The sequence below is a fragment of the Paraburkholderia saeva genome (assembly GCF_907164555.1).
Taxonomy (GTDB): Bacteria; Pseudomonadota; Gammaproteobacteria; order Burkholderiales; family Burkholderiaceae; genus Paraburkholderia; species Paraburkholderia saeva.
Genome location: NZ_CAJQZC010000012.1, coordinates 47,488 through 64,442 on the forward strand (window position 1 = coordinate 47,488; position 16,955 = coordinate 64,442).

General features: G+C 63.7%; 12 protein-coding genes. 3 read left to right on the forward strand and 9 right to left on the reverse strand.

Annotated features, from left to right (window positions below; all coding sequences use genetic code 11):
• Positions 1-85: 85 nt before the first annotated feature.
• The 3 genes from LPA36_RS25265 to LPA36_RS25275 form a co-directional block, all read right to left on the reverse strand.
• Positions 86-1,294 (reverse strand): tetratricopeptide repeat protein, encoded by a 1,209-nt coding sequence (locus LPA36_RS25265; protein WP_228882797.1) that lies wholly within the window; start codon positions 1,292-1,294, stop codon positions 86-88.
• A 146-nt stretch (positions 1,295-1,440) separates the two neighbouring features.
• A complete protein-coding gene (locus tag LPA36_RS25270) occupies positions 1,441-2,124 on the reverse strand; it encodes a PspA/IM30 family protein (protein WP_228882799.1) in 684 nt (227 codons plus the stop codon).
• 401 nt (positions 2,125-2,525) lie between these two features.
• Positions 2,526-3,149, reverse strand: a complete 624-nt coding sequence (locus tag LPA36_RS25275) for a hypothetical protein (protein WP_228882801.1) — start codon at positions 3,147-3,149, stop codon at positions 2,526-2,528.
• 611 nt (positions 3,150-3,760) lie between these two features.
• Here LPA36_RS25275 and LPA36_RS25280 point away from each other — a divergent pair.
• Both LPA36_RS25280 and LPA36_RS25285 read left to right on the forward strand, forming a co-directional pair.
• On the forward strand, positions 3,761-6,250 hold the full coding sequence (locus tag LPA36_RS25280; RefSeq protein ID WP_228882803.1) for a penicillin-binding protein 1A: 2,490 nt from the start codon (positions 3,761-3,763) through the stop codon (positions 6,248-6,250).
• Positions 6,251-6,523: 273 nt separating this feature from the next.
• A complete protein-coding gene (locus LPA36_RS25285; protein WP_228882804.1) occupies positions 6,524-7,402 on the forward strand; it encodes a lipid A biosynthesis lauroyl acyltransferase in 879 nt (292 codons plus the stop codon).
• Positions 7,403-7,808: 406 nt separating this feature from the next.
• On the opposite strand, the gene LPA36_RS25290 is transcribed toward LPA36_RS25285, so the two are convergent.
• From LPA36_RS25290 to LPA36_RS25300, 3 genes are read right to left on the reverse strand one after another with little or no spacing between them, the layout of a single operon-like run.
• Positions 7,809-9,296 carry an efflux transporter outer membrane subunit gene (locus LPA36_RS25290; protein WP_228882805.1) on the reverse strand — a complete coding sequence of 496 codons (1,488 nt, stop codon included), beginning with the start codon at positions 9,294-9,296 and terminating at the stop codon, positions 7,809-7,811.
• A gap of 2 nt (positions 9,297-9,298) precedes the next feature.
• Positions 9,299-12,469 (reverse strand): efflux RND transporter permease subunit, encoded by a 3,171-nt coding sequence (locus LPA36_RS25295; RefSeq protein WP_228882806.1) that lies wholly within the window; start codon positions 12,467-12,469, stop codon positions 9,299-9,301.
• Complete coding sequence (locus LPA36_RS25300; RefSeq protein ID WP_407674332.1) at positions 12,466-13,644, reverse strand: efflux RND transporter periplasmic adaptor subunit; 1,179 nt, start codon at positions 13,642-13,644, stop codon at positions 12,466-12,468. The genes LPA36_RS25295 and LPA36_RS25300 overlap by 4 nt, the downstream gene beginning before the upstream one ends.
• 189 nt (positions 13,645-13,833) lie before the next feature.
• Here LPA36_RS25300 and LPA36_RS25305 point away from each other — a divergent pair, with 189 nt between their 5' ends.
• Complete coding sequence (locus tag LPA36_RS25305; protein ID WP_228882807.1) at positions 13,834-14,463, forward strand: TetR/AcrR family transcriptional regulator; 630 nt, start codon at positions 13,834-13,836, stop codon at positions 14,461-14,463.
• 33 nt (positions 14,464-14,496) lie between these two features.
• On the opposite strand, the gene LPA36_RS25310 is transcribed toward LPA36_RS25305, so the two are convergent.
• The 3 genes from LPA36_RS25310 to LPA36_RS25320 form a co-directional block, all read right to left on the reverse strand.
• Complete coding sequence (locus LPA36_RS25310; protein WP_228882808.1) at positions 14,497-14,727, reverse strand: DUF2795 domain-containing protein; 231 nt, start codon at positions 14,725-14,727, stop codon at positions 14,497-14,499.
• A 117-nt stretch (positions 14,728-14,844) separates the two neighbouring features.
• Entirely contained in the window at positions 14,845-15,123 is a 279-nt protein-coding gene (locus LPA36_RS25315) for a hypothetical protein (RefSeq protein WP_228882810.1), read from the reverse strand.
• 311 nt (positions 15,124-15,434) lie between these two features.
• Entirely contained in the window at positions 15,435-16,772 is a 1,338-nt protein-coding gene (locus LPA36_RS25320; protein ID WP_228882812.1) for a C45 family autoproteolytic acyltransferase/hydolase, read from the reverse strand.
• Between the last annotated feature and the right edge of the window lie 183 nt (positions 16,773-16,955).

The window sequence follows — 16,955 nt, forward strand, 5'->3', positions numbered from 1 at the left end:
CAGAAATGCACGGGAATGCCAGGCAAAAAAACAGGCTCCCAAAAGGAGCCTGTTCTCGTTCACCGTTGTGTGCCTGCAGGGATGCTCAGGTATCGCTCCAGCCGCCGCCGGAATCGTCATTGCTGCCCGTGTCGATACCGCCCCCGCCACCGCCGTCGCTCCAGTCGTTCGAGCCCTGACCGAAATCGACGTCGCCGGCACGCCGGCGCGCTTCATCAGGGTCGACCAGCACGTCACGTTCAATGATGCGATCGCGGCCTCCGGAATTCAGCACCTGGCCAAGCAGCACACCGGTCAGCAGGCCACCCATGCCGCCGCCAAATCCGCCGCCTTGCTGGACGATGACGGGCGGCTGTTGTTGTGGCACGGGTTGCTGCGGATAGGGGTAGGGCGCCTGTTGACGACCGAAGCGTTCGTCGGCTTCGCGCGCGTACGCCGAGTCGCCGCTACCGAGCGGCGCCGGGCCATACGCCGCCGCGCCGGACGCATTCGGATCGGGACGTCCGTCGGCGCGTGCTCTCAGGCTTTCGACCTGACGTTCGAGATCGTCGAGCTGATACGGCGGCACCGGGTTCGGGCTGCCCGACAATGTTTCGACGAGTTGCCGCAACTGCGCTTCGAGTCCTTCCACTTCTTTTTCCAGTGCCTCGTGTCCTGGCACCGTCGAGATTTTCACGTCGAGCTTCAGCGAACGCACCGCGTTCAGCAATTCAGTCGCGCGCTTCAGCTGCACGCGGCGATCGTCGTCGGCGCGAGTATCGTCTTTCGAGCGCGCGCGCTTCAGCGTCCAGCGCAGCACGAATGCAATCACGACAACGACGAATGCAAGGCCGATCCACAAGCCCATCGAAGGCCCATGACGTTCCGGCACGACGGGCTGCATTGTGGCTGACTGTTGCATCTGCGCGGCCGGTGCGGCCTGCTGTGCGAGAGGCGTGGACGAGCGGTTCGCCTGGATGGCGCCCGCGCGTGCCGCGTCACTGCGGATGCGCGCTTCCGTTTGCGCGAAGCGCGACGGGTCAGTGAAGCGGACCTGTGGATCGAGCGTCTTCGCCTGCTGGATCTGCGCGAGCGCATCGGCGTAACGGCCTTCGCGGTCGAGCACCTGCGCGTACAGATAATGCGCGCGTGCATTGTTCGGATGAGCCTGCAGCACCTGCGTGAGGCCGGCATCGGCCTGCTGCCAGTTACCCTGCTGCATCGCGGTTTCGATCTGCGTGGCGGTGGGCAGCGCGAACGCCGCGCCTGACACCAGCATCAACGACATGAACGCCGCTGCGAAAAATCTTTTCATGATACGGACCGGGCGACTTCACGCCCGTCTCCCTGGCAAGCGATATCAGATGCGACGCCGCGCATCGCGAAGGGTTCGACCAGCAGGACTACGATCATGGTGATCGAACCGGACTGACCTGCGCGGCACCGCACCGTTCCGGCCGCTTACTGCTGCGCCGGTGTGTTCAACTGCTTCTTCAGCGCTTCGAGACGGTCTTCAACGGAAGGGCCGCGATTCAGTTCCGCGAGCTTGTCGTCGAGCGCCTTGCCGCTTTTCACGTCGGCGGAATTCAGGCGTGCGTCGGAGCGCGCGTTCGACAGCGCGACCTTGTCTTCGAGCTTCTGGAAATCTTCCGACAGGTTCTTGCCGCCAATGCCGCCGAGCGCCGTTGCGGCGACATCTTTAGCCTGCGCGATCTGCTGCTTCGCCTGCAGGATGTTCGACCGCGCGTTCAGGTCGTTACGACGCTGGCGCATCTCGTCGATCTGTTGCTTCAACTGATCGACCGAAGGTTCGAGCGTCGACAGTTCGGAAGCGAGCGCGTTGCGTTCGGCTTCGGCGGTTGCCTGCGCGCCGAGTGCTTCGCGGGCGAGCGCTTCGTCGCCAGCCTGCAGCGCGCGCTTTGCGCCGTCTTCGTATTTCTTTGCCTTGTCGGCGGCGACGTCGCGCTTGCTTTGCTGCGTTGCGACCTGTGCCTGGATTTCGATCAGCGAGTTCTCCGCTTTCGCGATGCTGTCGTCGAGTTCGCGCACGATCTGGCGCGAATCGCGCGAAGGATCCTGCACGGAATCAGCCGCGTCGTTCAGGAGACCTTTGAGCGTGCGCGAGACGGTGTCAAATAGCGACATGAATACCTCCGTAGATTGAATTCGGCGCTGGAAAATCCGGGCGCATTTAACCGACAGCTTACGCCGCTGCGCGCTTCATTGCGCAGGCGGCCGGTCCCCACATCGGGCCGTTTCCGCGAATTGCAATGGCTGCGTTTTTCGATCGCGCCATTGCCGCGGATTCACTGTCATGGAAAGTGCGCGGGTGGGTCCAGTCGCTCGCGGATATTACACCACGGCATGTCTTAAAACGGACTTAAAGACCTGTTTCACAAAGGTTTCAAATCGCCATTGTTACCGCAGATTGATACCCCTGTTTCCGTGGTGTGCGAAAAGACGATTTCGGAAGGGATCCGGATGAGTTCGGGCCACAGCCGGCGGCCCGATGCAGGCAGGTTTCTTTCAGCGCGACGCGGGTTGCCTCATGCAAAGCGGCCATCCGTGGCGGGGTCGCCGTGCGGATCGCTGTCGGCGTCGGGCTCATGGTCGATCCTTGGGCGTGGGCGCCGCACAACGGTTGCGTCAGCCGGATGCGCCGCGAGCGAGGCCGCTTTCGCTGCCGCCACGCGCGCCACGGCTTCCGCTGCGTTGCGCATTTCCTCTTCGGTAGCGGTTGCGGGATCGAATGGGGGGGAATCTGCAGGCAGATCGTCGGCGAACGTGCCCGCTGCCTCGAAAGGCATCGGCTCGACGCGGGATGGCCCGTGAGCGTGATCCGGTTGTGTCGCGGTGTGAGGCAGCGCGGCAGGAGCAGGCTGCACGCGCACGAGTCCCGCTGGTAGCGGCGCGGGCTCCGCTGGATGTGTGTGCCGCGTACCGCGTGCGGCCTTGCGCAGCGCTTCGTTGAGCGCGTCCGGCTCGCGTGGCGCCCGTAGCCGGTCGACAATGCTGGCCGCCTTCACCTGTTCGCTCGTCGCGCCGAAGCTTAATACGGCGCGCCGCATCAGTTCGCTGACGCTGATGCCGAGCCCCTCGGCAGTTGAGGTAATCGCGCGTTTCTGCGCCGGCGTGACAAATACGACAATGCGTTCGCTAGGCTTGTTCATGGTCGGCTCGCGTGCGTTTTACGCGTTTGTGCGTCTTGCGGCGGGTTATGGCGGGCGGTCACCCGAAAACCGGGGCAACAGGACCATCATAAGGCGACTCGTGCGGATGCGAAACGGGCATCGTACGAACTCTGCACACCCGTACAACAGCGGCGTCCTGTCAGGCAGAAGGGCACAAAACCGGGCGCCGTGTGAAAAGGCCGTGACTTCAATGAGTTGTAGCCTTTCCAGCGTTATTGTCCACAGACCTTTGCACATTTTGTGTGGATAACCCCGCGTTCTCCGACAAAAGGCCTTCATCGCCTTGCGGGGCACCATCCGCAGGGAATTCTTACAAAAAAATCGGCTGGACCGCCGTCCGATTTCTTTAAAATGCGCTGTCAAGTTGCGCCGGCCGTTGTCTGCCGTGCGCTGTGCGGCCGTCGGGGGTGTTGGGTCGCATGGGGGCGTTGGCGGTTTCCCGTTCTTTTTCCGGGCGATGCGGCGCTTTTTCGACAGCTTGCGAACCCGTCGGTTTGGCCTGCGCGACGCGCGGCCTGCCACGACCATGATCCGTGCGCGCGCGACGCGTGCGCAGAAGGCGTGCAGTCCGGGCGCTAACCATACAAGTCATGCCAATTATCAAACGACCGCCTTCAAACTATCCGGCCAACGACCGGAATCCTGACCGCCGCGAGCCCGGCTCCCATGCAGATCGCTACGACGCCCGTGACGACGAATCGCGCGGGCGTTCGATCGGCGCAACAATTGCCATCTGGTTTGCCGGCCTGATCGCCACTGTCGCGGTCGTGGGTGCGCTGATTGTCGGCTATGCGCTCGTCGTGATGGGGCCGCAACTGCCGTCGCTCGATGCGCTCACCGATTACCGGCCGAAGGTGCCATTGCGCGTCTATACGGCCGACCACGTGCTGATCGGCGAATTCGGCGAAGAGCGGCGCAGCATCGTGCGTTTCGCAGACATCCCCGACCAGATGAAAAAAGCCGTGCTCGCGATCGAGGACTACCGCTTCTACGAACATGGTGGCGTCGACTTCGTCGGCATCCTGCGTGCGGGTCTGACGGACCTGATGCACGGCGGCAGCTCGCAGGGCGCGAGCACGATCACGATGCAGGTCGCGCGCAACTTCTTCCTGTCGAGCGAGAAGACCTACACCCGCAAGATCTACGAAATGATGCTTGCGTACAAGATCGAACGTGCACTGACGAAGGACCAGATCCTGGAGGTGTACATGAACCAGATTTATCTGGGCGAGCGCGCTTACGGCTTCGCGGCCGCTGCGCGCGTGTACTTCGGCAAGGACCTGAAAGACGTCACGCTTGCCGAAGCGGCCATGCTCGCGGGCCTGCCGAAAGCGCCTTCCGCGTACAACCCGGTGGTGAATCCGAAGCGCGCGAAGATCCGTCAGGAATACATCCTGAAGCGCATGCTCGATCTGAACTACATCACGCAGGCGCAGTACGACGAGGCCGTGAAGGAAGAGATTCACGCGAAGGTGTCGGGCAACGAATACAGCGTGCATGCTGAGTACGTCGCGGAAATGGTGCGTCAGATGATGTACGCCCAGTATCGCGACGAAACCTACACGCGTGGGCTGAACGTTACGACGACCATCGATTCCGCCGATCAGGACGCGGCGTATCAGGCCGTGCGCAAAGGCGTGATGGATTACGAACGGCGTCACGGCTATCGCGGCCCGGAAGCGTTCATCGAGCTGCCGCCGGATCGCGACGACCGCGACCAGGCTATCGACGACGCGCTCGCCGATCATCCCGACAACGGCGAAATCGTCGCCGCTGTCGTGACCGCTGCGTCGCCGAAGGAAGTGAAGGCGCAGTTCGTCGACGGCACCCTGGCGACGGTCAGCGGCGACGGGCTGAAGTTCGCCGCGGCGGCGCTCAGTCCGAAGGCCGCGCAGGCGCAACGCATCCGGCCGGGCTCGATCGTGCGCCTCGTTGCGGATGCGAAGGGCAACTGGCAGATCACGCAGTTGCCGCAGGTCGAAGGCGCGCTCGTCGCGTTGACGCCGCAGGACGGCGCGATCCGCTCGCTCGTCGGCGGTTTCGACTTCAACAAGAACAAGTTCAACCACGTGACGCAGGCGTGGCGTCAGCCGGGTTCGAGCTTCAAGCCGTTCATCTATTCGGCTTCGCTCGAAAAGGGCCTCGGACCGGCGACGATCATCAACGATGCGCCGCTGTCGTTCCCGCCCACGACGCCCGGCGGCGACGCGTGGGAACCGAAGGACGACGACCAGCCGGACGGCCCGATGCCGATGCGTCTCGCGCTGGAGAAGTCGAAGAACCTGGTGTCGATCCGCATCCTGTCGTTCATCGGCACGAAGTACGCGCAGGATTTCGTGACGCAGCGCTTCGGCTTCGATGTCGACAAGACGCCGCCGTATCTGCCGATGGCGCTCGGCGCGGGTCTCGTCACGCCGTTGCAGTCGGCGGGCGCGTATTCGGTGTTCGCGAATGGCGGCTACCGGATCAATCCGTATCTGATCGCGGAAGTCACCGACGCGCGCGGCCAGGCGATTTCGCGCGCGCAGCCGCTGACCGCCGGGCGCGACGCGCCGCGCACGATCGAGCCGCGTAACGCGTACATCATGAACAGCCTGCTGCACTCGGTCGCCACCGCGGGCACGGGCGCGGGCACGAACGTGCTGCATCGTTCGGACCTGCAGGGTAAGACCGGCACGACGAACGACGCGAAAGACGGCTGGTTCGCGGGCTACCAGAAGTCGCTCGTGGCGGTGGCGTGGATGGGTTACGACCAGCCGAAGACGCTCGGCAGCCGCGAGTTCGGCGCGCAGCTCGCGTTGCCGATCTGGGTCGAGTACATGCAGCGCGCGCTGCGCGGCGTGCCGCAGGAAGAGCCGTCGATGCCCGACACGGTCACGCAGGTCGATGGAGAACTGTTTTATACGGACATGATGCCGGGCAACGGCTTTGTCGCAAGTATTGGCATGGACGCTGCCAATCCGCTCGCGGGTGGTACGAACGCGGTGGGTGGGGTGGGGCCCGCAGGCCTGACGCCGCCGGATGTTTCGTCGACCGAAAAGAAGCAGATCATCGATCTGTTCGAATCGAACAAGCCGTGATGGCTGCCTGCAAAACACGCTGAAATGCGTTGCACCGGACACCTGGGAATGCAGGGCCCGGTGCACGATACACACTGTAATATGCTCGGGTAAGTAACGATTGCCTCTTCCGTGAGCACTGCAGGATAATATTTACCGCCTGGAGCGCTGCGCCCCCACCCGGATCAAGGCGCATGCGTGCCCGGCTGCCCAGACGGTCAGCGCCCGGTTTCCGGTGTTTCCGGTTCCGGCACGAGGCGACCGCCACTCACGTCTCATTTACCGGGCCCTCCTTTGAAGAACCGCATTCTCCTCTGTCTTGCTACAGGACTGCTCCGCGTGCTCGCGTTCCTGCCGTATGGCATCGTCGCGCGTTTCGGGGTCGGACTCGGCTCGCTGCTGTATCGTATTCCCAGTTCGCGTCGCCGGGTTGTGCACACGAATCTGCGGCTGTGCTTCCCCGATATGAGTGAGGTTGAACGCGAGCGCCTTGCACGCGCGCACTTTCGTCATGTGATCCGCAGTTTCGTCGAGCGCGGCACGCAATGGTTCGGCAATGCGAAATCGCTGGAGCGGCTCGTCGAAGTGGAAAGTGCGATCGATCTCTCACAGACGCACACGCAGCCAACGATCTTCGTGGGTTTTCATTTTGTCGGTATCGAAGCGGGCTGCATGATGTACTCGACGCGCCATCCGGTTGCGTCGCTGTACACGCCGATGTCGAACGCGATGTTCGACGCGATGGCGTTGCGTCAGCGTGGCCGTTTCGGCACGGAAATGATTCCGCGCAGCAACAGCGTGCGTCACGCGTTGCGCGTGCTGCGTGCGGGCAAGCCGGTGATGCTCGCCGCCGACATGGATTTTGGCCTGCGCGATTCGGTCTTCGTGCCGTTCTTTGGCGTCGAAGCCTGCACGCTGACGTCGGTCTCGCGACTCGCGAAGGCGGGCAATGCGCGCGTGGTGCCGTTCGTAACCGAAGTGCTGCCGGACTATCGTGGTTACCGGCTGAAGATATTCGAAGCGCTGAGCGATTTTCCGTCCGAAGACGCGGCGGTCGATGCGCGTCGTATCACCGCGTTTCTGGAGACGCAGGTACGGCGGATTCCTGACCAGTACTACTGGGTCCACAAGCGGTTTAAACACCGCCCTGAGGGTGAGCCCGCTGTCTACTGAAGCACCGGCACGATTTCGTTGCAGCGCCTGAAAGTGTTCTGCGATCAGCAGGTTAGGGGTGCTGTCAGAACGTTATCAACAGGCCTTTCAACAAAGTCTGTGGATAAGCGGAGCAGGCGTTCTCCGCACAGCGCGCGCACTGCATGTTGCCCGAAGCTGATACGCGATCACCAAATAGATTCTGATCAACGACTTACCGCGTTCGCCCCTGGCTTATCAACAGCCCTGTCAACAGAAACTGGGGATAACCTGCGTTTTGACCGGTGCATCGCGAACGGGCAAACCAGGGGCGCGATGCATTTCTCGCCGCACCGCAAATTCACTGCGTGCTCAACGTGTTATGCCGTCTGTCAGAACGTTCTCCACAGGCTCATCAACATAATCTGGGGATAACCGTGACGCGTCTTCAGTTCTTCGCGACGCTCCCGCCGGCACCTTGCATGTCCTGCACCGGATTCCCCATCGCCTGAAAAAGCGCAGCGGTATCGCTCAACCGCGCGCCCGTATAACGAATCTCGTCGAGCTGTGCGTTGCGGTACTGCTGCTCGCTGGAGCGCGTCGAGGTCACCGGCACGGCGCCCAGCCGGTAACGCGCCGACGTCTCGTCAAAAATGCCGCGCGCCGAACGCGCCGCGAAATTCGCCGCATCGAGCGCCTGCGCGTCGTGCTCGAGCGCAGCGAGCGTATCGGCGACGTTCTGGAACGCGGCGAGCACGGTCTGCTTGTACTGCGCGGTCGCGGCCTCGTAGGAATCGATCGCTGCGCGGCGCTGCGCGAGCAATGCGCCGCCATGGAAGATCGGTTGTGACAGCGATGCGCCAATGCTCCAGAGTGCGCCCGCACCCGAGAGCGCCACCGGCCAGCTAAACCCGCCCTGGCCCATCGACGCGGTGAGCGACAGGCTCGGGAACAACTGCGCAGTGGCCACACCGACATCGGCAGCAGCGGCCTTCAACGTGGCATCTGCGGCCTGAATATCCGGGCGCGACTTCAGCAGATCGGACGGCACCGAAACCGGTACCTGCTCGGGCACGCGAATGCGCGCGAGGTCGAGATCGGCCGGGGCGGCATCGGGCGTGCGGCCGAGCAGCACGGCGAGCGCGTGGCGCGTCGTCGTCCATTGCTGGCGCAGGCCAGGCAGGCTGGCCGAGAGCGAAGCCGCGCTTTGCTGGGCACTGAGCGCGTCGCTGTGCGAAACGGCGCCGAGATCGTAGCGGCGCACCGTATCGCGCGCCTGCTCGTTGGCGAGCGTCACAAGCCGCTCCGTCGCCTCGATCTGCGCGTGCAGCGTGGCGGATGCAATTGCCGCGGACACGATATTGGCCGCCAGCGCGCGGCGTGCCGCGTCGAACTGATACGCCTGCACGTCGACGCGTGCGGCGAGCGCCGCGTTTTCGAGCCGCGCGGCACCGAAAATATCGAACGTGTAGTGCGCCTGCAACTGACCGACGAACACGTTATACAGAAATGTGTTCGGGCCGGCTTCGGGAATCCCCAGCGCGCGTTCACGCGTCGCCTGGCCGCCCGCGTCGATCGACGGCAGCAGCGAGCTGCCAACCTGCGCGCGCAGCTGCTCGCGCGCGGCGGCAAGACTGCGGTCCGTGGCGGCGAGCGTCGGGCTGTTGCGCAGACCTTCGTCGACGAGCGCGTTCAGATCGTCCGACTGAAACTGCTTCCACCACTCGGGCACAGCCTTCGCGCCGACCACGAACTGCTGCGTGACGCCTTGCGCCGGCACCGTCTGCGTCGGCTGCGCTTCGGCGCCGTAATGCGCGGGCGAAGGCATTGCGGGCGGCTCGCCGTTCGGGCCAAACGAGCAGGCTGCGAGCGCGAACAGGGTGAGCGCGCCGGCCGTCGTCCGCGTGATACCGCGCGTGAAAATAACATGGGCCATGATCAGACTCCGGTTTGCGCCGGCGAGGGCGGTGTCGGCTCGTGCCGCTCCTTGCGCACCCTGAACCACATTGCATAAAGCGCCGGCAGATAGAACAGCGTGAGCACGGTGGCGCTCGTGATGCCGCCCATCAGCGCAGTAGCCATTGGCCCGAAGAAGTTCGAACGCAACAGCGGAATCAGCGCGAGCACGGCGGCTGCGGCGGTCAACGTGATCGGCCGGAAACGTCGGACGGTTGCGCCGACGATCGCGTCGAAGCGGTTTTGTCCGGTGGCGATATCCTGCTCGATCTGGTCGACGAGGATCACCGAGTTGCGCATGATGATGCCGAACATCGCGATCACGCCGAGCATCGCGACGAAGCCGAATGGCTTGCCGAACAGCAGCAGCGTTGCGACCACGCCAATCAGGCCGAGGGGTGCCGTCAGTACGACCATCAGCACGCGCGAGAGGCTTTGCAACTGGATCATCAGCAGCGTGAGCACGGCGATCACCATGATCGGCATCTGCGCATTGATTGACGTCTGGCCCTTGCCGCTTTCCTCAACTGAACCGCCGACCTCGATGCGATAACCCACCGGCAACGTCGCCCGGATCTGCGAGAGCGACTTGTCGACGCTATGGGTTACGTCGATGCCCTGCGCGCCGGGCGCGACATCGGATTGCACGGTGATCGTCGGTTGCCGGTCGCGTTCCCAGATCACGCCGTATTCGAGATCCGTGCGCAGATGCCCCAGCGTGCCGAGCGGTACAGCACCGTTCGGCGTCGGCATGGCGAGCGTCAGCAGGTTCGCCGGATCGACGCGTTCGCTTTTCGGTGCACGCAGGTCGACGCTGATCAGCTTGTCGCGCTCGCGGTACTGCGTGACGGTGTAGCCAGAGAGCGTCATCGCGAGGAAGCCCGAAATGTCCTCCGACGTGACGCCGAGTTCGCGCGCCTTCTTCTGGTCGACTTCGAAGCGCACCGAACGCTCGGCTGGTTCGTCCCAGTCGAACTGGACGTTACTCGTGCGACGATCGGCCCGCATCGTCGCGGCCACGCGCTCGGCGATCGAGCGCACGGTTGCGATGTCGTCGCCGCTCACGCGGAATTGCACCGGATAGCCGACGGGCGGACCGTTTTCAAGCCGCGACAGGCGCGTACGGATTGCGGGGAATTCGTTGCGCAGTTTCGGTTCCAGCCAGCGTGCGAGCTTCTCGCGGTCTTCCACCGATTTCGCCGTGATCACGAACTGTGCGAAATTCGGCTGCTGCAACTGCTGGTCGAGCGGCAGATAGAAACGCGGTGCGCCTGTACCGACGAAGTCGACCGTATGATCGATTTCCGGCCGTCCTTCCAGCGCTTTTTCGAGGCGTTGAGCCTGACGCAGCGTTGCCTCGAACGAAGCGCCCTCGGGCAGACGCACGTCGACAAGCAGTTCCGGCCGGTCCGAGCTCGGGAAGAACTGCTGCGGCACGAACATGAAGGCGGCGATCGAAACAATGAAGAGCGCCATCGTCACGAACAGCACCACGAAGCGTCGTTCGACACACCAGCCGATCCAGCCGCGCAGACGACGATAGAAACGCGTGTCGTAGATGTCGTGTTCGTGATCGTGCGCTTCGTGCGCCTGCCGTTTGCGTTCGGGTAACAGGTGATAGCCCAGCATCGGAATCAGTACGACAGCCGCGAGCCACGACGCAATCAGCGCGATTGCCGATACTTCGAAAATCGAGCGTGTGTATTCGCCGGTGCTCGATTTGGCGAGCGCGATCGGCAGAAAACCGGAGACGGTGACGAGCGTGCCCGTCAACATGGGAAACGCCGTGCTCGTATACGCGAAGGCAGCGGCCCGCGTGCGGCTCCATCCCTGTTCGAGTTTGACCGCCATCATCTCGACGGCGATGATCGCATCGTCGACGAGGAGGCCCAGTGCGAGCACGAGCGTGCCGAGCGATACCTTGTGCAGACCGATATCGAAGAGATACATGCAGAGCGCGGTGACGGCGAGCACGACCGGAATCGAGATCACGACCACCATGCCAGTACGCACGCCGAGTGAGATCAGGCTCACGACCAGCACGATCGCGATGGCCTCGGCGACGGCTTCGAGAAAATCGTCGACCGAGTGTTCGACCGCGTGCGGCATGCTCGACACTTCGACGAGCTTCAGTCCTGCCGGCAGATGCGCGCGCAGCACGGCGGCTTTTTCGTCGAGCGCCTTGCCGAGACGGATGACGTCGCCGCCTGGCTGCATCGTCACGCCGATACCCAGCACGGGCTTCTCGCCAAAACGCATTTGCGTCGCGACCGGGTCGTCGTAGCCACGTTTGATCGTGGCGATATCGCCGAGGCGGAACGAGCGGTTGTTGATTCGGATCAGCGTGTCGGCGAGTGCGTTCACGTCTTTGAACTGGCCGCTCGGACGCACGAAGATGCGATCGTCGGCAGTGGTCAGCGTGCCCGCCGGCGACACGGCGTTCTGCGAATTGATCGCCTGGGCGAGTTGCTGCGGCGAGACGCCGAGCCGCGTGAGTTGCGTGTTCGCGATCTCGATGTAGATGTGCTGGTCGGGGTCGCCAAAATAATCGACCTTGCCGACGCCTGGCACACGCAGCAGCACGGTGCGCAATTCGTCCGCGTAGTCGTGCAGTTGCGCGGCGGAAAAGCCGTCGCCTTCGAGCGTGTAGATGTTCGTGTAGACGTCGCCGAACTCGTCGTTGAAGTACGGCCCCTGAATGCCTTGCGGCAGCGTCGCGGCGATGTCGCCGACCTTCTTGCGCACCTGGTACCAGGTTTCCGGCACGTCTTTCACCGGCGCCGAATCTTTCATCGAGAAGAACATCAGCGATTCGCCCGGGCGCGAGTAGCTGCGCACGAAATCGATTGCCGGCGTTTCCTGCAGCTTGCGGCCGATGCGGTCAGTGACCTGCTCCTGCACCTGGCGCGCAGTCGCGCCGGGCCAGAACGTGCGGATCACCATCACGCGGAACGTGAACGGCGGATCTTCCGACTGCGCGAGCCGCGTGTACGCGAGAATGCCGAACGCGGTCGCCATCGCGATCAGGAACACGACGAGCGCCTGATGCCGCAATGCCCACGCGGACAGGTTGAAGCGTCCTTCCTCGTGACGATGGTCTTCCGGCTGCGGCGCGTCGTGCTGCGCTTCTTCGTGCGAATTCGGCGCGGTCATGACGCGAAGTCCTCTGGATGCAGCGGCGCGATCACGCGGACCTGCTCGCCGGCCGTCACGGTATGAACGCCTTGCAGCACGACGCGGTCGCCGTCGTTCAAACCCTGCGAAATCGCGACGGTGCGTTCGTTGTAGAGCGAGACCTGCACGCGGCGCAGTTCGAGCCTGTCATTGCCGGCGTGGACGATCCAGAGCGCGGGCGCATTGCCGTCGTGGAAGAGCGCGGTAGCGGGCACGACGAACGAACTCGCCGCACTCGCTGCCGCCACGGGCTGCGTGAGTGCGATGTCGGCAGTCATGCCGAGGCGCACGTCGGGACCTGGGTTTTCCAGCGTGAGCTTCGCGCGATACGTGCGGCTCTGCGCATCGGCGGCCGGCGACAGTTCGCGCACGCGCGCCGAAAACGTTCGGCCCGGGAGCGCGGACAACGTGACCTTCGCGGCCTGGCCGACTGCGAGCGAGGCGAGCGCGCCTTCCGGCACATCGCAGACGACGTCCACGTCGCCCGTCCAGGCGAGGTTATAGACGGCCTGACCCGCCGACACGTTCTGGCCCGTGTCGGCCTGTTCCGCCGTGATGACGCCCGCGTGATCGGCCGCAAGCGTCGCGTACTTCAGCTGGTCCTGCGCGAGCGCGGTCTGCTGCTCGGCCTGATCACGCTGCGCGATCGCCGAGGTGTACGCATCTTCGGTCTGTTCGAGCTGCGCCTGCGAGATGAGATTCTCGCGCGCCTGGGCGCGGTCGCGGTCGACCTGCTGTTTGGCGTAGACCGCACGCGACTTCGCGGCTTCGAGCTGCGCCTGCGCGCTGGCAGCATTTTTCTGCGCATCGGCCGGATCGAGGCGGGCGACAACCTCACCGCTCTTCACGGTATCGCCGAGCCGCACGCGCCGCTCGATGATCTTGCCTGCGATACGAAACGACAGCGGCGTGGCGTAACGCGCCTGAACTTCGCCAGGCAGCGAGGCGGAAACAGGATGACCGTCCGGATGAACCACCTGCGCGACCACGGGGCGCGGTGCGGGTGCGGCTGTTTCGTTGCGGTGACAGGCGGAGAGCGCCGCCGCGGCGCTCAATACGGAGACGAGGGCAGCTGCGCGCAACGGCGCGAAGCCTGCGCGCCGGTGGGACTGCCTGCGCGGCAAAGCCGGCGCGATATAACCAGGACGATTCACGATTACCCCAGGACTGACGTGGCGAACAGGGACGGCGAACAGCGTGCGACAGACGGCGGAGAGGACCGACGGGCGCGGATCTGCAAGGTGAGGCGGGACGCTTGCGTCCGATTACGAGATGGATTCTAATACATACCTGTATCTGAATGCAAAGATGAATCCATTCATTCTGAATGCTAGACTTCGCGGATGAAACGAAAACGCCTCACACGCGAGCAGAGCAAGGACCAGACGCGCGAGCGTCTGCTTGACGCTGCGCTCGCCATGTTCATGAAGAAGGGATTTGTCGCGACGAGCGTCGAAGACGTCGCCGAGGCGGCGGGGTACACGCGTGGCGCGTTCTATTCGAACTTTCGCAGCAAGCCCGAGGTGTTCCTTGAACTGCTGCGGCGCGATCACGAGTTGATGCAGGCGGATCTGCAGAGCATCTTCGAAGGGGAGTCGACGCGCGAGGGCATGGAAAAGCGGGTGCTGACGTTCTATCGCCGGCTGCCGTTCGACAACAAGTGCTTTCTGCTGTGGGTGGAAGCGAAGCTGCTGTCGGCGCGCGACGCGCGCTTTCGTACGAATTTCAACGAGTTCATGCGCGAAAAGCGCGAACAGATGGCGGCCTACATCCAGGAGTTTTCGGTGCGGGCCGGCACGCCGCTATCGTTGCCGCCCGAAACGCTGACGCTCGGTCTCTTCGGGCTTTGCGACGGCGTGCAGTCGTTTTACACGGCCGATCCGCAGCACGTCACCGAGAGTATGGTCGACACGGTGCTTTCGGAGTTTTTCTCGCGGGTCGTATTCGGCAGGAACGCGGACGAGGTAATCTGACTTTGCTGCCGCCGCCAGACGGCCGCTAACGGCTCAGGTCCCAAGCCCTGGTCCGTAGTTGCTGCCGATCAGTTTCGTCACCGCATTGATATCGGCGTAGTCCTGCTCGGGCAGGCCGTCGAGCATCGAAAGCACTTCGTTGCTCGCGCCCGCATCGCGCGCGGCGTCGACGAGCGCGTCCTTGTTCACGGGCCAGGAAATGGTCTGCAGGATGTCGGTAATCTGCATATCGATCGATTCGTCGGGAATAGGGGTGCCGGTCATGCGCGGAAATCCTTGTTATGGCTACATGCATCCGACGCGCGGGGCTGCGCATCAACCGTCACCCTGCAACGCGCGCATTGCGCGCGCCTGCAGGTGGGCACGCCCTCTCACACGCGCTCAGGTCTGAAGATGCTCGTTCTTCGCGACATAATCGCGATCGGGATGTTTCGACTTCGGCAGCGCGATGAACTCCCAGCGCTGGGTGGTGCTGTCTTTCGTCGCAGCCACATCCGGGGCGGCCGGTGCGACAGGCGCGGCTTCGGCCTGAAGCGTCGCCGTTGCGGGATCGTCCGGGCCAAGCGCGCCCGCGGTCGGTCCTTCGTATGCGGTATGGACCGGTGCGGCAAAACACGACGCCGACAGCGTCACCATGGTCAACAGCGTCGAGATTTTCATCGCCCGAGCTCCTTTGCTCTTGCAGCACGGAGGCTGCAGCAAGCGCTGTGCCATTGCGGCAACCCGCAGCCTGACACCCGCCTGGCGCGGACCGTGAAGACGGGGCGCCTTTCACCATCTTAGGACGCAATTCGTCCCCACGTCGCGGCAAAAACGACAAAAACGCCCAAAACCGAGGGTGAGTTTTGCAATCTTCGCAAACGCCCGAGGTTCAGTCACGAACGGGCGTGCGCAAAACGTGTTGCGGCGCGAAAATGTCGCGCCGCGGGTGTGGGTGATAGAGCAGTTGCGGCGCGGCGGCCGGCAATGCGCTAGCGCAGCACATCGAACTGCGTCCACGGCCAGGACGGCCGGTCACGCATATATCCGTTCAGCCAGTTCCATTGTGGATGGCGCTGCATGAACGCCTGCGCATCGAACGGCCGGCCGCACGGATGACCCCAGCGCGCCCAGAACGCCATGTCGCGCGCCATTTCGCTGTCGACGACCTTGCCGTCGTTCGCGCCCCACGGGTTGAACGGACCGTGATCCGAGCCGCCGAAGCGCTGGTCGTCGAGCTCCAGATGGCCGCATATGGTTCGCGAGCAGGGATTGTCGCTCCGGTCGAGATAGACGTCGTGGTGATCGGCGATCATGGCCTTGGCGACATCGATGTCGATCTTGCCGTGATGCTGTTCAGCCAGCTGCATGAAGCGCAGGCGACGCGCACCGTTCTTGCGCACGTCGGTGTAATCCTCGCCTTCGCCGACGCACTCCTGGTTGCGGATCTTCAGATCGGTCGCGGTGTTGTAGCCGCTGTAGAAGCCGTTCTTCGTGCTTTCGAAGCCGGAAAAGTGCAAGCCGAGTTCATAGCGCGCGATCTCGCCCGTCTTGACGTCGCCAAGCAGCCAGCTGTTCGCGTAGCCGCCGTTATTCGCGACGGCGAACATCTCGCACCATTCGCCGATGCTGTTCGCGTACTGCGTCGCGCGACGCGAGCGGTAGAACTCGGGCGCGCCAGCGGCGTTGTAGCCGGCGAAACTGGAGATCGTCGTTTCGGTCACCATCAGGCCTGCCGACGTGACCCAGAAGTCCGTCAGGCTCGAAATACAGCCCGGCAGGCCCTGCATCAGGATCCGGTGCCCGGCGTCGGGAACAATGTCGAACACGACGTTGAAGGCGTCGCCCGCAGCGTAGCGGTCCCACGAGTTGTGCGCCATCACGATGCGGCCGTCGCGCGTGGCGTTGCCGGTGGCGATGAACGCGCTGCAATGATGGCCGCGTCGCCCGCGCCAGGGCTTCAGGCCAAGGCGCGGCTGCTGCTGCGCCACGTGCGCCGGCCACCAGCTTTGCAGCAGGTCCATGTAGCCGTTCCACGCAAGGACGTCGGAGAACGGCAGCTTCGCGCCGTCGGCGATGCCCTGGATTTCGTCGGCGAATTCGGTGTCGAGGCGCGGCGCGAACTGCGCCACGGCGGCGTTGACGAACGTATCGAAGTCTTCGCCGGTGTCCCACTTCGCGAGGTAGCGGGCTGTGCTGATTGCATGGCGAATCTCGGCCGCGAGGAGCTGGCCGTGCTGCTCGCCGCGGTCGTACGGTTCGCCTTCGATATGCAGGAAAATCCAGCCGGCTTGATCGCGGCGGACAGCATCGCCTGACGGGTCGCTCATCTTCGCTCCGGGTCGAAAAGGCGCTCACGTTTAGCCGCGCGTGGTGCGCCCGATCGATCCAGGACGATCGAAAACCGGCGCGTCGCGCGGCACGTCTCCATACTTGAAATATGCCACGCTTTGCGCCCGGATGTGCGAGACGCCCGCGCGTTTTCTTCACAGGCAGGCGATGGGTAACGGACG